This window comes from Vibrio sp. OPT41, from assembly GCF_015163595.1.
GTDB lineage: Bacteria > Pseudomonadota > Gammaproteobacteria > Enterobacterales > Vibrionaceae > Vibrio > Vibrio alginolyticus.
The window spans coordinates 461,981-480,309 of sequence record NZ_JADDYH010000014.1; the positions used below are offsets into that span (position 1 = coordinate 461,981).

Consider the following 18,329-nt stretch of genomic DNA (forward strand, 5'->3'; position numbering starts at 1 on the left):
GTTTTATTAAGGGGAAATCATGAACAACCTACAATCTTTACTACAAACCATCGATAATTTTGTCTGGGGTCCACCGCTGCTTATTTTGCTAGTGGGTACAGGTGTTTACTTCACTTTTAGCCTTGGCTTGATCCAGTTTAAACACCTCCCAACAGCGCTAGCGATGGTATTCAGTAAAGATAAGTCATCTAATACTCAAGGTGACGTTTCTAGCTTTGCAGCTCTTTGTACTGCACTCTCAGCAACAATTGGTACTGGTAACATTGTTGGTGTTGCCACAGCAATCAAACTCGGTGGACCAGGCGCTCTATTCTGGATGTGGCTCGCTGCCCTTTTCGGAATGGCGACTAAATACGCCGAATGTTTGTTGGCGGTTAAGTACCGAAGAGTCGATGATAAAGGCCAAATGATTGGTGGCCCAATGTATTACTTGCAATACGGTGTTGGCTCAAAAGCTCTCGCGATCATGTTTGCAGTGTTTGCTTTGGGTGTTGCTTGTTTTGGTATCGGTACGTTTCCACAAGTAAACGCGATTCTGGATGCAAGTGAGATATCTCTTGGTGTTAACCGTGAGCTATCTGCCTTTGTACTAACTCTTTTGATTGCTTTCGTAACTTTGGGTGGCATCAAATCCATTGCTAACGTTGCAGGAAAAGTGGTTCCTACCATGGCTGTATTTTATGTGTTGGCGTGTTTAAGCGTGATCATCATGAATGCAGACCAATTGTTCAATGCCGTTGAATTAGTGCTGGTTTCAGCCTTTACATCAACAGCAGCGACGGGTGGTTTTTTAGGTGCAAGCATCATGCTGGCAATCCAATCAGGTATCGCTCGCGGTGTGTTCTCAAATGAATCTGGTTTGGGTAGCGCGCCTATGGCAGCAGCAGCAGCGAAGACAGACTCTTGTGTTAAACAAGGCCTAATTTCAATGACGGGTACCTTTTTCGATACCATCATTATTTGTACCATGACAGGCCTTGCTCTAATCCTGACTGGTGCATGGCAAAGTGACTTTGCAGGTGCCGCGATGACGACTCATGCTTTTGCGGTGGGTTTAAATGCAGATACATTTGGTCCTATGCTCGTCTCAATCGGTTTGATGTTCTTCGCTTTTACCACCATTCTTGGTTGGAACTACTACGGTGAGCGTTGCGTTGTGTTCCTGTTCGGAACTAAAGCTGTGCTTCCATACAAACTGATTTTCGTCGGCTTGGTGGCATCTGGTGCATTCCTTCACCTCGATATGATTTGGCTACTGGCTGATATCGTAAACGGTCTGATGGCAATTCCTAACCTAATTGGTTTGATCGCACTGCGTCACGTCGTACTGGCAGAAACCAAACTGTTCTTTAGCTCAACATCGCAATCAGGTAAAGTTGAAGCAGTGAAAGCTTAGTGAAACGGCAGGTTTGCGGTCACAAACTGTCAGTCACAGAGAGCAAGACACATTAGAAATGGTAAAACACAAAGCCCGCTATTATTTAGCGGGCTTTATTTATCTTCGGTTAAATGGTTAATCTCTCAACCATTGATGCTCAACGTTTTCTCCACGTTCTTCAAAAAACTTCGCATTTTTTTGCTTGAATTGATCCGCTTTCAACTCTGATAGCGGCCAGTCTAAAAATGCTTCTGTTACAAACGAGTCGCCGACACCAACTTCAATCGATTCCAGATGTTTCCCGATGTAGCGATAAAAGTAGCCTTGCCCAAACGCATCGCACACCATAGGTACATGCCTGACACGTTGATGATTGACAGAGACCGAAGCCCAAGTCGTCGTTTTAGGTTCACAGGTTTGCTCTTTTACAACGTCGACCTCAAATTTATTGTCCATAGTTGTCGAAACAAAAACGACAATAGCGTCATGCAAATACACACGCCTGAGCAATAACTGTTTAGTGTCTTGAGTTCGCGTTTGTTGTATTCCATTAGCAAAAGGCTCGAAGTAGCCCCAGTGCCAAGACCAGATCATGCCGCGTTGCGCAAACTGTACTTGTGGCCACGTATGCCAAGCTACAGCGGCACCTATCCCCACAATAAATACAGCGAGTAGTATCAACAATCGATAAATATTACGCATTAAACGGGTTTTTCAATTAATAACTTCACACCAAGTGCGACTAATACTGCGCCCGTCGCGCCTTCCATCCACTTCATAAAGCTTGCATTCTTTAGTAGATTTTTAGCCGAGTTAAGCGCGCCAGCTAAACCACACTGCCAAACCATCGCAATAGCAAAGTGTACAGATGCCATCATCATTGATTGAAGCAAGGGTGAACCTTCTGGATTCACAAACTGTGGCAAGAAAGCCAAATAGAAGACCGCCGTTTTCGGGTTCAAGACGTTAGAAAGAAAGCCCTCTCTAAAAGAGCGCTTACCATTAAACACTTCGTGAATCTGCTCGGTCACGGTCAATCCATCTTTCGACGACATTAGCGCTTTTAAACTGCTCAAACCAAGCCAGATAAGATAAGCTGCGCCAATCATTTTTACGATTTGGAACAACTCTGCTGATTGCGCAAGAATCGCCGAGATACCAACCGCAGAAAAAAAAGCATGTACGAATAAGCCAAAGCAAATCCCTAGACTGGTTGTACATCCATCTTTTAGGCCCGATCGGCTAGTGTTACGGATAACAAGTGCAGTATCTAAACCTGGCGTTAACGTTAAAATCGTAATGGCAATAATAAATGCCTCGAAATTCAAAATATCCATATTATCGTGATAATTAATTGTTAATCCTTCATCAATACCGCCAATCCACAAGATTCGCAAGCTTCTTTTTTAAGAGAGCTATACAACTGGGTGAGTTTATGGACAATGGGTTGGAGTTAATTGTTAATTATTAGTAAATTAACGCAGGTTGCTTAGTGCAACACCATATGAAGGACCCGTTATCGGGTGTTTAGGGAAAGAACAAAAGAATAAGAGTAGTCACATGAACGCATTTACAAAACTCGTTGAACATTCCAAAAAAGTGGCAAATTTTGAGCATCTATCAGCCATCATAGATTGGGATCAAGCGGCGGTCATGCCACCTGGTGGCGCTGAAGCACGCTCGAATGCCACGGCAGAGCTCGATGTACATATCCATTCTTTAATGACTCAACCGCACTTGGGAGAGCTTTTCGCTCAGGCAGAAGAAGAGACGCTGTCTACAAAAGAAAAATCTATCCTAAGAGAAATGAAGCGTGGGTGGCAGCAAGCTAACTTACTACCAGAATCATTAGTTCAAGCTCAATCTCTTGCTGGCTCCAAATGTGAACATGCATGGCGTACACAACGTGGAGAAAATGACTGGGCTGGTTTTGAAAAGAACTGGGCTGAAGTCGTAAAGCTATCGCAGGAAGAAGCGCAAATTAGAGCCGAAGCAAATGGCACGACTCCTTATGATGCCATGCTCGATGTTTATGAACCTGGCACAACATCTGCGTCGTTAGACATTCTTTTTGCTGACGTGAAAACCTGGCTTCCTACTTTGATCGATGAAGCGCTTGAAAAACAACAATCAGACAACATCTTATTGCCAACTGCACACTACCCTGCGGAAAAGCAAAAAGCGCTCGGTTTGGAAGTCATGAAGCTACTTCAATTCGATTTTGAACACGGTCGACTTGATGAGAGTACCCACCCATTTTGTGGTGGTGTACCGACAGATGTGCGTATTACGACACGTTATAATGAAAACGAGTTTGTCCAATCACTGATGGGGATTGTCCACGAAACTGGCCATGCTCGATACGAGCAAGGGCTACCAAAAGATTTATCAGGAACACCCGCGGGAGAAGCTCGCTCTATGGGTATTCATGAATCACAATCACTCTTCTTTGAAATGCAAATAGGACGAAGCAGCGCGTTTATCGATCACCTCGCTCGACTGGCTTCTAACCATTTTTCTGGTAGTGAATTCGAAAAAGACAATTTAGCCAAAATTTACACTCGCGTAGAAAAAGGCTTTATTCGCGTAGATGCTGACGAACTAACATATCCTGCTCACGTTATTCTTCGATATGAAATTGAGCGAGATCTCATGAACGGCGTCATCAAACATACAGATGTACCAGAACTCTGGAACGAAAAGATGAAAGCGTACTTGGGGCTATCAACCGAAGGAAACTTCAAAAATGGCTGTATGCAAGATATCCATTGGACAGACGGAAGTTTTGGCTATTTCCCGTCCTACACGCTCGGTGCGATGTACGCTGCACAATTTATGGCAGCAATGAAACAAACCGTCGATGTAGATGCGGTTATTCGTTCTGGCGACTTAGCTCCGATATTCAATTGGCTCTCGGAAAACATCTGGAGTAAAGGTAGCTTATTCACCACTGATGAGTTGGTAAAACAAGCCACGGGTGAAACACTGAATGCTAAACACTTTCAAGCTCACCTAAAAGATCGCTACTTATAAAGCGAAAAGAATAGAAAGTAAAAGCCCAAGGTTCGTATGTTCCTTGGGCTTTTTGTAGGCTCTCTATGTGTTATGCCAAGCTAGGGATGAGCCTAGGCTTGTACAAACAGTCCTCACCCTCTGGTCTAGTTTTAAACCGACGATGAAGCCACATATACTGGCTCGGACTTGCCATGATTGATGTTTCAACTATTTGATTCACGAATGCGGCGGCACGTTGATGATCCTCTTTCGGGAAACCTTCGACGGGCGCACTAATGGTTAGGGTATAGTGTCCGTCTTTTCCTCTTACCATCGTAAAAGGCACAATGGCGCAATCTGTAGAATCAACCAACAAACTTGTACCTGTCGTAGTACAAGCATTTTTAACGGCAAATAACGGTGCAAATGTCGAGCGTCGGTTACCATAATCATGGTCCGGTGCATACCAAACCCGCTCACCCGTTTTAAGTGCTTCAAGCATGGCTTTGACGTTTTTACGATCAATCAGTGTACGATTAGAGCGAGAGCGTCCCTTATACTGAAAATAATCAAAGCACGGATTATTGTTTGGGCGATAAACACCGGTTCCAGACTTTTTAATGCCAAAAGCTCGAGCACCTAACTCTAGATTCATTGAGTGTACGGCCAACATTAATGCACCTTTGCCTGACTTCTCTAAAGCCTCTAGATGCTCCATGCCTTTTATCGTGACGTGTTTGTTTACCCGTTTATCTGACCAAAACCATGCCATTGCGGTCTCAAAAAGTGCGATGCCAGTATTGTCGATGTTGTCTTTTAGAATTGCTTCGCGTTGGCATTTTTCCATATGAGGGAAGCAAAGCTCAAGATTGCGTCTGATCGTAACTTGACGTTTTCTCATGAATCGCATAGCTAAACGACCAATGTTGCGTCCCAAAGCTAGTTGAACTTTAAAAGGAAGGAGGCTAAGTAAGTACATCACGCTAATGATAATTAACGTTCCCCAGTAACGAGGCAAAAGAAATTCGGCCTTGAATGCAGGCTTTTTGTATTTGTTCATGTAAGTATTGTCAGATGTGCCCATCTATAAGTGATAAAAACAATGATAATGGACTGCACTTTTATCATTGATAACGCTAATAACATAAATTAAAGCGCGCGGATTCTATGGTTCTTCGACACACTACACAATAAGAACTTTGCAGAAATATGTAGGGAATGAAAAAGCAGTAAAGATGAGTCGCCACGTTAACATCTATCGGAGTGATTTATCTACTGCCCTTTCCTAAAGTTTGAAGAAACATAACTTTGTATTTTCAATGCGCTAAATAATGTCTATTTTTCAATCACATAATGCGACTGTTATGAATACAACAATAAGACGTCATATCAATACTCGCCATTAGCGATTGAATTTGCACTAAAAAGCCGCAGCAATTTCTCGCTGCGGCTTCTTATTCACTTAACAAGTAGAGTGGCGTTATTCGTGCCCTACAGTTTTGGATAATAAATTTACGATCAACACACCAGCGATGATAAACCCAATACCAACTAGGGCTGGTAAGTCTAGACGCTGTCCGTAAACAAAGTAACCAACCGTCGCAACCAAAACGATCCCAGCACCACTCCATATGGCATAAACAACCCCAACAGGCATTGTTTGCACTGTGACGGAAAGCAAGAAGAAAGCGATGCCGTAACCAATCAAAACGACTGTGCTCGGCATTACTTTCGTAAATTGCTCTGTTTTGGGAATATAAGAAGTGGCAATCACTTCACATACAATCGCGATCGACAGCGCCAACATTGGTGGCATAGAGACAAGCATTTTGAACATAAGGCATTAACGCTCAACAGAAATGTAACCGACAACATGTCCGGATAATTAGGCCGCGCATTATACCCAACTCATCTCACGATGGAATACCACTAACGATGTTTACACACCATCACTTTCGCTTACTTTTTGATGACCAGGTGAAAGGCTGACGTTTTGGTGCTGACGAGAAATTTCAAAGTAGATATGCATATCAATCGGCTCAGGTGTATTGAGTAGCATCTTACCTACTTCACGTTGGAAATGACCATAATTACCTAGCTCATCCGTTAGTTCTAGGAGCTCGTAAGAGGCTTCATCGGCAAACATTCCATACGCATACTGATAATGACTGATATCCTTGCTCTTATCATAACCCAGCTTTTGAAGAGCTTGATCAATCTCTTCCGGCGTATAAATGTCTTTATCACCAAACGAATGCAGTAGCACGCAAGGAACTTCTTGAGCGATGCTCTGAATCTTTGTCTTTCTCTTGAAAATACCGAACATAATGTCCTCCACTGACGATGTTTCCAAATATGCACATTAATGCAAAATGGTGAGCTGATTGTTTTTAGTATGGCTCATTAATTTGAGACTTCCTTACTACGAAGTCACCTTCACATATTAACGTGATCGCATAATTACCAGCAAATAGTACACACTGCGTTTCAAACCTATCTCATCAGAAACTCTGCTTTAGTCACAATTGTGTGACAACCCCGAGTACGGTTTACCATAATGTAAAGAGTAGATTGAAAAGTCGGATTTCGTATCGACATCTAAACTTAATTAAGTTAGCTTTAGAAGTATAGACGTCTAGATTGACTATACTTAGGGAGAGAAAGTCGTGCCAATTAGAATTCCAGATCAATTACCAGCTACCGATGTATTAAGGACAGAAAACATCTTCGTGATGAGTGAAACGCGTGCAGCGAGTCAGGAAATACGTCCTTTAAGAGTGCTGATCCTTAATCTGATGCCAAAAAAAATAGAGACTGAAACTCAGTTTCTGCGTCTACTCTCAAACAGCCCACTACAGGTTAACGTCGAATTACTGCGCATTGATAACCGCCCGAGTAAAAATACGCCAACTGAACATTTAGACACGTTTTATCGCCAATTTGAAATGGTGCGAGATAAAAACTTCGATGGCATGATCATTACTGGGGCTCCATTAGGTTTGGTGCAATTTGAAGATGTCATTTATTGGGATCATCTCAAAACCATCATGGAGTGGGCAAAAGATCATGTGACATCCACTCTTTATGTTTGCTGGGCTGCGCAAGCAGGGTTAAAGCTGCTCTACAATCTACCTAAAAAAACGCGTAAAGAAAAACTTTCAGGTGTTTATCATCATCAAATCCATCATCAGTTTCACCCTATCTTACGCGGATTTGATGACACGTTTTTGGCTCCTCACTCGCGTTACGCAGATTTTTCGCCTCACTTTCTAGAAGAGCATACTGACTTAGACATTTTAGCGACATCGGATGTCGCAGGTGTGTACTTGGCCACCACAAAAGACAAACGCAATGTCTTTGTCACAGGACACCCTGAGTATGATTCTCACACCTTACATAATGAATATACCCGAGATTTAAGCGAAGGTATGGAGCCCGCTATTCCTGTCAACTATTACCCAAACAACAACCCAGATAACCCACCAATTGCAAGCTGGAGAAGCCATGGACACCTCCTCTTTTTAAACTGGCTGAACTACTGTGTTTATCAGCAAACACCGTACGACCTCGATCACTTCAGTGAAGATGCTTTCACTAAAGACGATTAGCTTCAAAATAAGCAAACAAAGCACTCATCATTACCGAAATGTAATATGTGAACCAAGCCGCCATATGGCGGCTTTTTCATAACAGTTTGCAAACCTGATCGCATAGTGTTTTTTCCTCAATAGGCTTTTGCTAAGTAATTCATATCATGCAGAAAGATTCAGGGATGTAGGGATAAAGAATGAAAACAGCAAAGCTCGGTGCACTAATATTATTGTCTCAGTTTGCACTCGTGGGTTGCGTGACGGTGAAAGAAGATGGAAGCCCTGTCGTTAAAGCAGATCCTGTGGCAATGGCAGAATCACGTATCGCACTTGGCTTAGGTTATTTAGACGGCGGTAACATGATTCGCGCGCATGATAACTTACAACAAGCCTTAAACCACGCACCTCAATACTATCGCGCGCAATTATCTATGGCTCACTACTACGAAACGGTTGGTGAAGATATTAAAGCCGAACAGATGTATAAACGCTCTCTACGCCAACACACTAAAAACGGAAATGTGCTCAATAACTACGGTACTTTTCTTTGCAAGCGAGGTGACTTCGAAAAAGCCGATCAGATGTTTAATCGAGCCATTGAGCAGCCTTATTACTACCTTATTCCAGCAAGCTATGAGAATGCAGCTTTTTGTGCGCTAAAATCACAAGATAAAGACAAAGCGAGATACTACTTTACTAGAGCTATCGATCATGACCCTCATAGACCAAAATCGATTTTGCAACTCGCTAAAATAGAAATTGATAGCGGTGATTATACTGAAGCTAGAATTCGATTAATGAGATTCAATCAAATGTATGGCGTGAAGAAGCCCTCTTTGCAACTCATGATTCAACTTGAGCGTGCAGCAGGCAATGAAGCTCTCGAGAAAAAGTATCAAAAACAATTGGAAAAATTTTCTTAGTACAAAATAGCGATACATAAGGCGCATTAGCTCACAGCCAATACAGCGCTTGACCAAGAATCCAGTGAATTCAGACTCACGGTGATACATTCATCCTGTACATAAACGTCAAATTCGGTACTATTTGAACGGAATAAGTGACCAAGTCACATTATAAAAAGTGCGCACACAACGAAATTTGTACATCATACTGTTTTTAAGATTGATTTCGGCACATTGATAAATACTAAATATTACTGACATGCACCAGAAGGAAGTTGAAGCCGGATGAAACCTGCCTGCACTCTGTTATTACTCACTTTGCTGAGTTCACCTTTTGTCGTCAGTGCACAAGAAAATATTGAGAAAACATTCACATTTGGCATTGTGTCCAATAAAGCCCAAAGCAAAATCAAAAAAGCGACGCCCCTTACTCAGTATGTAACTGAAAGTATGGCTGAATATGGTTACGCAAAAGGGGCGGTAAAGGTATTTAAAAATTATCGTCAGCTCGCGGTTGCGCTTGAAAATGGCACCGTTCAAATTGCAACGGCGACCCCCTTTAATGCGATGACCTTAGAAAAGCAGTCTAATAGCCAAGTCCTTGCTATACGATGGAAAAAAGGCCTGCAAAAATATCATACGGTGTTCTTTACTAATAAAGAGAGTGGCATTGAGTCATTTTCTGACCTGCGAGGAAAAACGCTTGTTTTCGAAAAGCGCACGTCTACCAGCAGCTATTACCTACCTGCGATTACATTGCTGAACCACGGAGAAAAACTGCAATACCTTCCCTCTCCTGATGACAAACCGGCCAAAGACAGTATTGGTTATTTATTCCTTGATGAGCAACTCGCTCAGTCAAATGAAATCAACCTATCTGTATGGGTATATAAACAGAGAGTTGCAGCAGGAGCATTCAGTAACTTCAACTGGAACAATCCCAAAGATTTGCCAGAGAACATGAAAGACAAACTAGCGATTTTTTCTCGTTCTGTTGAAATACCCAGGGATTTAATTCTCGCTTCTCCAAGCATGAGCCTAGAGCAACAGCGTAAAATCACGTCAATACTGCTTGATATGGATACAACTCACGAAGGCTCTCTCGCACTTAAAAAGTTTCAGAACACCAAAAAATTTAGCGCGCTTACTCCAGAAATGCGAGCCTCCTTAAGTACAGTGCGCAAGTCAGTTCACTTGTTACCGAAGGTGGATTGATGTTTCAAAAGCTCTCACTCGAAACCAAATACATTTGCTCGACAATGTTCGTTGTCTTGTTTGTTGTGGTGATAAATCTTGCGTTATACATGCACGGTTACGATGCGTATTCAAATAGCTTAACTCAACAAATCACGAACAACTCTCAAGAAAAAACCGAATCTTACGTTAAGCAAAAAGGGTTGGTTTATGCAGAGCTATTATCAAAACAGCTTTTTGATCCACTCTATACAGACAATATCAGTCAAGCGTATGAGCAAATTAAGGCAACATTGAGCCAGCCAGATGTCTCGAAAATACATGTTGTTGACAATGAAGGGCTAATCTTTCACGACGGCACTACTCAGCTAAGGATGTTTGCCCAACCCCATTACCGCTCTCCTTTTATTTTGAAAGCAATAGAAGAATCTAGAACTCTCGTTTCCTTTTCCAAGCATCAGTTGGAGATCGCAGCGCCGATTCAGCAATCAAACATAACTCTTGGGGCGGTATATCTTGAGCTTAACTTGATACATCTACTGGAAGAGAAAGAACAGAACATTGAACAAGTCCAAGCGATTACCTCAAACGATAAACAGAAGATGTTTAACTTGCTGCTAACGATCAGTGGGATATCCGTTCTATTCGGTAGCATCATCGCTTATGCTTTGGGGCGGTCGTTAACTAAGCCACTCAAGCAACTAAAAGATCAATTTTCAGAGTCAAATACCCAAGCGCTGCCAGTCACCGACATACAAAGCAAAGATGAAGTGGGAGAACTTATTTCGGCGTACAACAAAATGTCAAACAAAGTGAACCGATACACCAGCCGAGTTGAGTTCATGGCGTACCACGATATTCTGACTTCCCTGCCAAACCGAGAAAAGTTACTCATTGATATTCAAACGCAAATAACTGACCACAAATCCCCCTCACTTGCGGTTGTGTTTATTGACTTGGATGACTTTAAGCACATTAACGATAACTACGGACATAACATTGGGGATAAATTGCTAGGCCATCTTGCTTCAGAGCTTCAAGGCCGTTTGCCGAGTTATTTTAAGCCGCTTTACCGCCTTTCTACCATCGTAAGTCGAGTAGGTGCGGACGAATTTGTACTGGCCTTTCCGTGCTCGGACAATCATGAAGCTAGAGAAAAAGCGCACGCTATTCATCGCCAACTACTCTCTCCCTTGAGTTTGGAAGAGAACGATATTCAAATTACGGCAAGCCTCGGAGTTGCTGTGTATCCAGAATTTGGTTCAAACGCTGAGTCTCTTTTACAGCTTTCTTCTCTTGCGGCGCAGGAATCCAAAAGACGCGGTAAAGACATTATGACGATATACGATTCCACGTTTGATGAAACGATTAAACAACGTTTATACATAGAACGAGAACTGCGTCGTTCAGTACGTGACTTGTCTCAATTCGAGCTGTGGTATCAACCACAATTTGATCTAAAAACCTATCGCCTAATTGGGGTCGAAGCATTGGTTAGGTGGAATCATCCCGAGAAAGGCTATATCAGTCCAGAATCGTTTATCCCGATCGCAGAGCAAAGTGATTTAATATTGGAGCTTGGAGAACATATCATTGAGACGGCAATTGCTCAGCGGGCAATGTGGGCAGAACATTTCGGTACGGATTTTCACATCGCATTAAACTTGTCCCCAAGACAAATCTATCGCCAAGATTTAAGTCAATTATTTTCTAAGTATTTACGACGACATGATGTCGCCCCTCAAACCATTCATGTTGAAGTGACAGAGTCACTTTTTATTGATGATACAGAGAAAGCTCAATATGTGCTTAAAAAACTACAAAGTATCGGAGTGGAAGTTTGGCTAGATGACTTTGGTACGGGGTATTCAGCCCTTGCCTACCTACAACATATGGCTTTTGACGGGCTCAAGATTGATCGTTCATTTATCGCTCAAATCCGAAAAAGCGATCAAGACGATTCATTAGTTCGCGCGATTGTATCCATGGCTCACAACCTAAGAATGAAAGTAGTAGCCGAAGGCGTAGAAACTCAAACTCAACTCACACGAATGGAGTCTCTCCACTGTGACATCGTACAAGGTTTTTTCTTAGGTAGACCTGTACCTGCCGAGGAATTGATTGCATTTGAATACCAACGAGGGAGTGGCGCTCAAAACGTCAATCACTTTGCTTAGAACGCCGTTTTGTTAACTATTGCCGCTTAGCGCGTTAGTACTCGTAATGCAATATCGGTCACACTTCCCCCACCTCATTAATATGAATTTTCTCTTAAAATCTAACATCTGAGATAAATAAACTACACTTTTCATATCAACTTCTTGGATATGGAAATGCGCGTGGTAGGAATCTTTTCTTGGAACAACCTGTCGGTAAAACAAAAGCTATTTGGGTTGGTTTTGCTGCCAATTTTATTGTTGCTTGTCCTCGCGGGTAAACATGTACAAAGCCTTTCTATCCAGGCTCAGGAACTACAAAAAGCACAGTTATTCTCTGTCTACATAGACCGCGTATCTTCGCTTTATCACCTACCGAATAACCCTGATGTAATAGATAAGCAACTAAAAACTCAGCAGATATCTCAATTGTTACGCGACACCGCTGCGCCAGTATTCGGTGAAAACGCTGAGATACTAAACCAGTTGATAAGCTTTGAGGAAGCAACCCTCTCGATGCTCTCTTCGCAAAATCAAGAAGAAAAGTTAGATGCGGCAGAGTGGCGAGCTGATACGTTCAAAGAAATCCTCATGAGCTTAGACAAAGTCTATTTTAGAAATGTGAGTTATGAAACAAACACTCACCTTTCTTCTTTGATGCAACTTGAATGGTTGATGTTTTGGTCCACTGAAGAGCATAGATTAAGCGAATATTTGATTCGATCTTCAGAGGAAAATAACGAGTATGACCTCACAACACAGGCTTCTATCCAATCTTTAATCCAGAACCAACAACTATTTCTAGAGCGTTTTGTGACGCTAAATGCCAATCAACAACAAGTAGATCTGCTCATTGAGACGTTTACGGGTGAAGTCTTTATCAAAAGCCAAGAGTTTCGTGCTTATTTATTGCAACCAGCTCAACTCAAATCATTAACCCCGGATGAGATTGATGCGGGGTTATCTGCACTCAACAAACGCTTATCGTTATTACAAAGTGTTGACGACAAAATGGAACAACAGCTGAGTGATGATATATCAAAGACAATCAACACGACGACACAGCACCGCTTTACCTTTATCGCAATGATGAGCCTTTTAACGCTGTTGGTCGTAAGTTTAACGCTAAGATTGGTGCGAAAAGTTACTGGAAACTTGAATCTAGTCCTCAAATTTCTCAGTAACGAAAGCAATGAACAAAGTAACACTGAAAATTCACCTCTTGCTCAACTAATAAAGGGTAAAGACGAGCTGAGTAAGTTTGCTCGAGAGGTAAAAAAGCTTAGTGATGAGCGGATGTTGTCCAGACTAAAGCTCACACAAGCTAAAGAAGATGCAGAACAAGCAAAAGATGATGCAATTAAGGCGAGTAAAGCCAAAAGTAGCTTTTTGGCCAACATGTCCCACGAGATCCGCACGCCGCTAAATGGCGTTATTGGCATCTCTGAAGTGTTATCCGATACTTCCCTGACTGCCACACAACGCGATTACGTCGATACGATTGAAACCTCCTCCCAACTGCTTTTGAGTTTAATTAATGACGTTCTAGACTTCTCAAAAATTGAATCTGGGATGTTGCTCATTAGCCCACATTCAACTTGTGTTCGAGAGTCTATCTATGACATTGCTTCTATCATTTCACCGAAAGCAAAGGAAAAAGGCATCGATGTGCAAGTCAACATTAGCCGTAACACGCCTTACCACGTAATGTTGGATGACCATCGTATACGCCAAGTTGTCATGAACTTCATGTCTAACGCGGTAAAATTTACCGAACAAGGCAGTGTAGAGCTATCGGTCATCACCCGCGAAATAAAAAATGGTGAAGCGGTCATCGAGTTCTCTGTTAAAGATTCAGGGATTGGTATTGATGCCCAGCAGCAAAAGAAAATATTTGCTCCATTTGCCCAAGAGGATAACTCTACTACCCGACAATTTGGGGGAACTGGACTTGGGCTTGCCATTAGCACGCAATTAGTTGAGCTAATGGGTGGAGAAATTCAACTTGAATCCGAGAAAGGTAAAGGCAGTCGCTTCTTCTTTGAACTAACTGCTCCTGTTGTGACGCAAGAGTTTAACGCTTATCACGCTCTGAATCACAACGACATATGGATTGTATGCAGCAGTACTCAACTAGAACAAAAACTGCGTAACGAGTTAAGTTTTTTCAACATCAATATAACGCAGTCAGTAGATACCTTAAGTGCGTTGCCAACGTGGATTGATAACGAGCGCGTTATCGTTATTCATGTAGAAGGATCACCAAATGCAGCGGCGATGCATATCGATGAGATAGAAAGCCTTTGTAAACGAAACATTCGTGTCTGCCTCATCAAGCACCTTCATAGCCCACAATTCGACTTTAGAAGCAGTATCAGCGCCTTGGTCACTCAGCCACTACTAGGGCAGCGCTTAATTAAAGCACTTGAAAGTTGTGCGGCAAATTTCTCGCACGCACAACAAGAGAGCATTTCAGCGCAACATGTTAAATCTTTGCCGAAAATTTTGGTCGTTGATGACAATACGGTCAATCAAAAAATCGCGGGGCTACACGTCACAAAAGCTGGCTTCGACTTTGATGTCGCAGTAAACGGACAAGAAGCGGTTGAGAAATTTCAACAGAATCAATACAGCCTAATTTTAATGGACTGCATGATGCCCGTAATGGATGGATTTGAAGCCACCCAAATAATTCGTCAAATAGAAGTAAAAGAAAAACGCGCTTTCAGAATTCCGATTATTGCTCTAACGGCAAGTGTGGTCGATGACGATATACAAAAATGCTTTGACGTTGGAATGGATGACTATGTGCCCAAACCGTTTAAAGCAGGGTTGCTTAAAGAGAAGTTAGATAAGGCAATTGGGTTACGTGTTTCCAACACGACGCCTGCTGAACCACACCAAGAGAACACTACTCTCGATACAACTCATAAACTACCTGCGAGTTCAGAGCAACCAGAAGCAACGGTAACGCCTATTCGCTCCGAACGTATCTTGCTTGTCGAAGACAATAGAGTGAACCAGAAAGTGGCTTCTCTATTGCTATCTAAAGCAGGCTATCAATTCGAAGTCGCAGAAAACGGACAAATTGCAGTCGAAATGTTCCAAAAAGATGGAAAGTTTGATGTTATTTTGATGGATTGCATGATGCCCATAATGGATGGGTTTGAAGCTTCTAGGCAAATTAGAGCTTATGAAGCGAGTAAAGGATTAGCTAAGACGCCCATTATCGCATTAACAGCAAGCGTCGTTGATGATGATATTCAACGCTGCTTTGATTCAGGAATGGATGCCTACGTACCAAAGCCTGTGCGCAAAGAAAAACTGTTGTATCAAATTGAACAAGCAATGTAGGTGGATTCTATGAGTAGAAATCATTCTCGCGTTGCTTTTCCTTTGCGTTACATAAAACGCTATCTGTTTATTCTGATTGCCCTTCTTTCATTAAATTGCCAAGCTCTCGCTGCAGAGAGCTACGCCGTTTTCTCATTTAATGACGAATTCTCTCCGCTCACTGTCAATAAAGCGCGAAAGTTGTACAGAGGGAAGACGCAACTTTTACAAGGCCAGCGAATTGAACTCTCTGACTGGCCTGCGACATCAACAGAAAGAGCTGAGTTCTATCGTTATCTTCTCAACAAAAATTTAGCGCAAATGAACGCGCATTGGGCAAGCTTGTCTTTTTCAGGTAAAGCTAGACCGCCAAAAGTGATTGCACGCTCCAGCATTGATGACCTCATAGCATGGATGCAAGAGAAGCCGAATAGAATTGGTTATGCCCCAACATCGAGCGTCCCTAGTAATGCTCACGTTTTATGTGTGGTTAGCTCGGAGAACTGATATGAAAAAATATTTAACCATGTTATCGCTGAGTATCGCGACCTTTCCGAGCTCAGCCACGATTGAACTAACAGAACAACTTTCTTTAAGTGGTTTTGGCTCTACTTCGTGGGCAAAATCCGATAACCCAACTACGTTACTAGTTAACCGCTTTATTGGCGATGAATCTTGTTTCGATTGCGATACCACTTTCGGCATGCAGCTCGATTATTTTCACAAGGCATTTCGGGCATCCGCACAAGTCGTAAAGCGCCCGCAAGACCATTGGAGCTCGCCTCAGCTCGAGTGGGCGTATTTGGCTTATACCTATCAAAACATAGAAATACGAGGAGGACGCTTAAGACTGCCACTGTTTTTGATGTCTGAGTACAACTATGTCGGCCACGCTTTTACCCAAGCCCGCCCACCGAATGAGGTATATGACAGCATTCTAGGTATCACGGCTTATAACGGCCTATCTGCACGCTGGATTCATGACCTTAATGAGCAAATCGTACTTACCGCCATGCCGTTTGTCGGGTTTAAAGACAATAGTGACGTAACCATCAATGAACGTACTGAATTGGAAATTGAGTCAAACAACACTGCAGGGATGAACTTAACGCTAAGCGGAGAGAGTTATCGTTGGAATTTTTCCTACCTCCACGGCGATTATGATCAAACAACGACGCTCTCTAACATTGAGCAATCCACTCCCGGTGGCGGAACCACAATCATTGACCGTCTAGTTGAAACAGAAAAAAACAACACGATCGATCTGTTTTCTCTAGGGTTAAGATACGAGCTCGATAACATTGTGATTATGGCAGAAGGACAGACCAGCAATCTTTCCTCATCTTGGTACGCGACAACAAGTTATAATGTAAACAAGCTAACTCCTTATATTGTTTACGGTCAGCAGTTTAATAGTCGGGATAAAAAAAGTGGAGACAGTTTCTTACTCGGATTGAGATATGACCTAGATTACAACGTTTCCCTGAACGCAGAATGGCAAAGGTTCAACGCCTACAATAATAGCTCTGGCGCGTTTTCATCAGCCCCAAAGGATGACAGTGCGAGCCTTTATACGCTAATGCTCAACTTCGTTTTTTAATGTTTCTTACAGTACCAATTTCCACAACGCTAGAGGCTGTTGCATTAAGAAGGCTTTTTGCAACACGTAACTAAACGCTAAACGACTGGAAGGGATAGAATCGTTCAGATAGGTAAGTGGCAATCCAAACAGAGACAAAGGTTACTCTATTTCGGTTTGTTTTGATTGCCTTTTAACCGCTTTTCTTTGCGTCGCAGTGCCCGGAAAAACTTTGACTCTTCGTGGTACCAACCAAGGACACTAATTGGAAAGCCCACGAGCATCATAATAAAAACATCCGCAGGGAGTTGTTCCCAAATGTCGCTTAAAGAATGCAGCTCTCCAAAAATGAACAAACCGATGACTTTACCAAGCAGTAATGCACAACAAATCATAAAGAAGGACTTTAATATATAGTGCCATTTGCCTTTTTTACGCTCTTCTCTCCAATAGGCATATTTATATTGTCGGTCGTACATTCATCCCCCTAAAGTAAACTTGCCGTAAGTTTAAGTATCTCGATAGCGTAAAGTGCGTTTGCACCTCTTTAATCATAGTGCGTATCTAAAGTGAATGCTTGTCGTGGCAATAAGAAGGAGAGGTATTCTGTAGTAAGAGCTACATAATCTCTGAACGTTATATGTCTTGTGTCATTCGGATGATGCCTGATTTTGCTTATCGCTAGTGTTTTCTGAACACCCAAATCGGGCCGATGAGTAGAAACTGTAAATCCTCAAAAAACGACGGTTTTTTACCTTCAATCTTGTGACCGATAAATTGCAATATCCACAATACACCAAACAAGAGCATAGAAATATGCAGAACGGGCAACATCAATACCTCTAGAGACCAAATAAGGCCAATGCACGCTAATGTGTAGCCGATCATCATCATGAATACGCTCAGAGACAAACGAAAATAGAAAACCCAAGTGGGGATCACCGCTACCCAAACCCAATTAAGTTCGAAGCCTAATAATGAAATCTGGGGAATCGACCAAATAAGTCCAACCACAGAAAGGTAAATACCTGGAACTGCGATTGTGTGAATCTTTTGGTTGATAGGGTTTTGGTGACTCTCCCCGTATTCTTTTAGCCATTCAGATAATGCTCGCATATCATTCCCCTTTTCCACCTTCTTATTCTTATATAGCCCGAGGATGAAAAAGGTGCGAATTTTTCCGTAAAGGCTACGAGCAAC

Annotated in this window: 16 protein-coding genes; 9 read left to right on the forward strand and 7 right to left on the reverse strand. The window is 42.3% G+C overall.

Annotation, left to right across the window (positions count from 1 at the left end; all coding sequences use genetic code 11):
* The first annotated feature begins 19 nt into the window (after positions 1-19).
* On the forward strand, positions 20-1,396 hold the full coding sequence (locus IQP38_RS05695; protein WP_193837411.1) for an alanine/glycine:cation symporter family protein: 1,377 nt from the start codon (positions 20-22) through the stop codon (positions 1,394-1,396).
* 117 nt (positions 1,397-1,513) lie between these two features.
* On the opposite strand, the gene IQP38_RS05700 is transcribed toward IQP38_RS05695, so the two are convergent.
* On the reverse strand, positions 1,514-2,080 hold the full coding sequence (locus IQP38_RS05700; protein ID WP_005385713.1) for a hypothetical protein: 567 nt from the start codon (positions 2,078-2,080) through the stop codon (positions 1,514-1,516).
* Positions 2,080-2,715, reverse strand: coding sequence for a LysE family translocator (locus tag IQP38_RS05705; protein ID WP_017820932.1), 636 nt, complete (start codon positions 2,713-2,715; stop codon positions 2,080-2,082). Before IQP38_RS05705 ends, IQP38_RS05700 begins: the two co-directional genes overlap by 1 nt.
* A 223-nt stretch (positions 2,716-2,938) precedes the next feature.
* Between IQP38_RS05705 and IQP38_RS05710 the strand changes: the two genes are divergently transcribed.
* A complete protein-coding gene (locus IQP38_RS05710; RefSeq protein ID WP_005377788.1) occupies positions 2,939-4,411 on the forward strand; it encodes a carboxypeptidase M32 in 1,473 nt (490 codons plus the stop codon).
* Between the two features lie 70 nt (positions 4,412-4,481).
* Here IQP38_RS05710 and IQP38_RS05715 read toward each other — a convergent pair whose 3' ends face one another.
* The 3 genes from IQP38_RS05715 to IQP38_RS05725 all read right to left on the reverse strand — a co-directional run bounded on the left by IQP38_RS05715 (position 4,482) and on the right by IQP38_RS05725 (position 6,698).
* On the reverse strand, positions 4,482-5,432 hold the full coding sequence (locus tag IQP38_RS05715) for an LpxL/LpxP family Kdo(2)-lipid IV(A) lauroyl/palmitoleoyl acyltransferase (RefSeq protein WP_137281935.1): 951 nt from the start codon (positions 5,430-5,432) through the stop codon (positions 4,482-4,484).
* Positions 5,433-5,852: 420 nt separating this feature from the next.
* Positions 5,853-6,188 (reverse strand): DMT family transporter, encoded by a 336-nt coding sequence (locus tag IQP38_RS05720; protein ID WP_069593657.1) that lies wholly within the window; start codon positions 6,186-6,188, stop codon positions 5,853-5,855.
* A 123-nt stretch (positions 6,189-6,311) separates the two neighbouring features.
* Positions 6,312-6,698: a DUF6559 family protein gene (locus tag IQP38_RS05725; protein ID WP_005377791.1), complete on the reverse strand. Its 387-nt coding sequence runs from the start codon at positions 6,696-6,698 to the stop codon at positions 6,312-6,314.
* Between the two features lie 340 nt (positions 6,699-7,038).
* Between IQP38_RS05725 and metA the strand changes: the two genes are divergently transcribed.
* From metA to IQP38_RS05760, 7 genes are all read left to right on the forward strand, one after another.
* On the forward strand, positions 7,039-7,980 hold the full coding sequence (metA, locus tag IQP38_RS05730; RefSeq protein WP_193837412.1) for a homoserine O-acetyltransferase MetA: 942 nt from the start codon (positions 7,039-7,041) through the stop codon (positions 7,978-7,980).
* A gap of 179 nt (positions 7,981-8,159) precedes the next feature.
* Positions 8,160-8,885 carry a type IV pilus biogenesis/stability protein PilW gene (pilW, locus tag IQP38_RS05735; protein ID WP_017820928.1) on the forward strand — a complete coding sequence of 242 codons (726 nt, stop codon included), beginning with the start codon at positions 8,160-8,162 and terminating at the stop codon, positions 8,883-8,885.
* A gap of 267 nt (positions 8,886-9,152) precedes the next feature.
* Complete coding sequence (locus tag IQP38_RS05740) at positions 9,153-10,082, forward strand: phosphate/phosphite/phosphonate ABC transporter substrate-binding protein (RefSeq protein WP_193837413.1); 930 nt, start codon at positions 9,153-9,155, stop codon at positions 10,080-10,082.
* Positions 10,082-12,238, forward strand: coding sequence for a GGDEF domain-containing phosphodiesterase (locus IQP38_RS05745; RefSeq protein WP_193837414.1), 2,157 nt, complete (start codon positions 10,082-10,084; stop codon positions 12,236-12,238). Before IQP38_RS05740 ends, IQP38_RS05745 begins: the two co-directional genes overlap by 1 nt.
* A 156-nt stretch (positions 12,239-12,394) precedes the next feature.
* Complete coding sequence (locus IQP38_RS05750; protein ID WP_193837415.1) at positions 12,395-15,571, forward strand: response regulator; 3,177 nt, start codon at positions 12,395-12,397, stop codon at positions 15,569-15,571.
* A gap of 9 nt (positions 15,572-15,580) precedes the next feature.
* Complete coding sequence (locus IQP38_RS05755) at positions 15,581-16,057, forward strand: hypothetical protein (protein WP_017633987.1); 477 nt, start codon at positions 15,581-15,583, stop codon at positions 16,055-16,057.
* A gap of 1 nt (position 16,058) precedes the next feature.
* Entirely contained in the window at positions 16,059-17,150 is a 1,092-nt protein-coding gene (locus tag IQP38_RS05760) for a sulfate ABC transporter permease (protein ID WP_193837416.1), read from the forward strand.
* Positions 17,151-17,296: 146 nt separating this feature from the next.
* Here IQP38_RS05760 and IQP38_RS05765 read toward each other — a convergent pair whose 3' ends face one another.
* Together IQP38_RS05765 and IQP38_RS05770 are read right to left on the reverse strand one after the other, a co-directional pair.
* Positions 17,297-17,608 carry a hypothetical protein gene (locus tag IQP38_RS05765; RefSeq protein ID WP_005377799.1) on the reverse strand — a complete coding sequence of 104 codons (312 nt, stop codon included), beginning with the start codon at positions 17,606-17,608 and terminating at the stop codon, positions 17,297-17,299.
* Between the two features lie 202 nt (positions 17,609-17,810).
* Positions 17,811-18,245: a DUF962 domain-containing protein gene (locus tag IQP38_RS05770; protein WP_005377800.1), complete on the reverse strand. Its 435-nt coding sequence runs from the start codon at positions 18,243-18,245 to the stop codon at positions 17,811-17,813.
* Positions 18,246-18,329 lie beyond the last annotated feature (84 nt).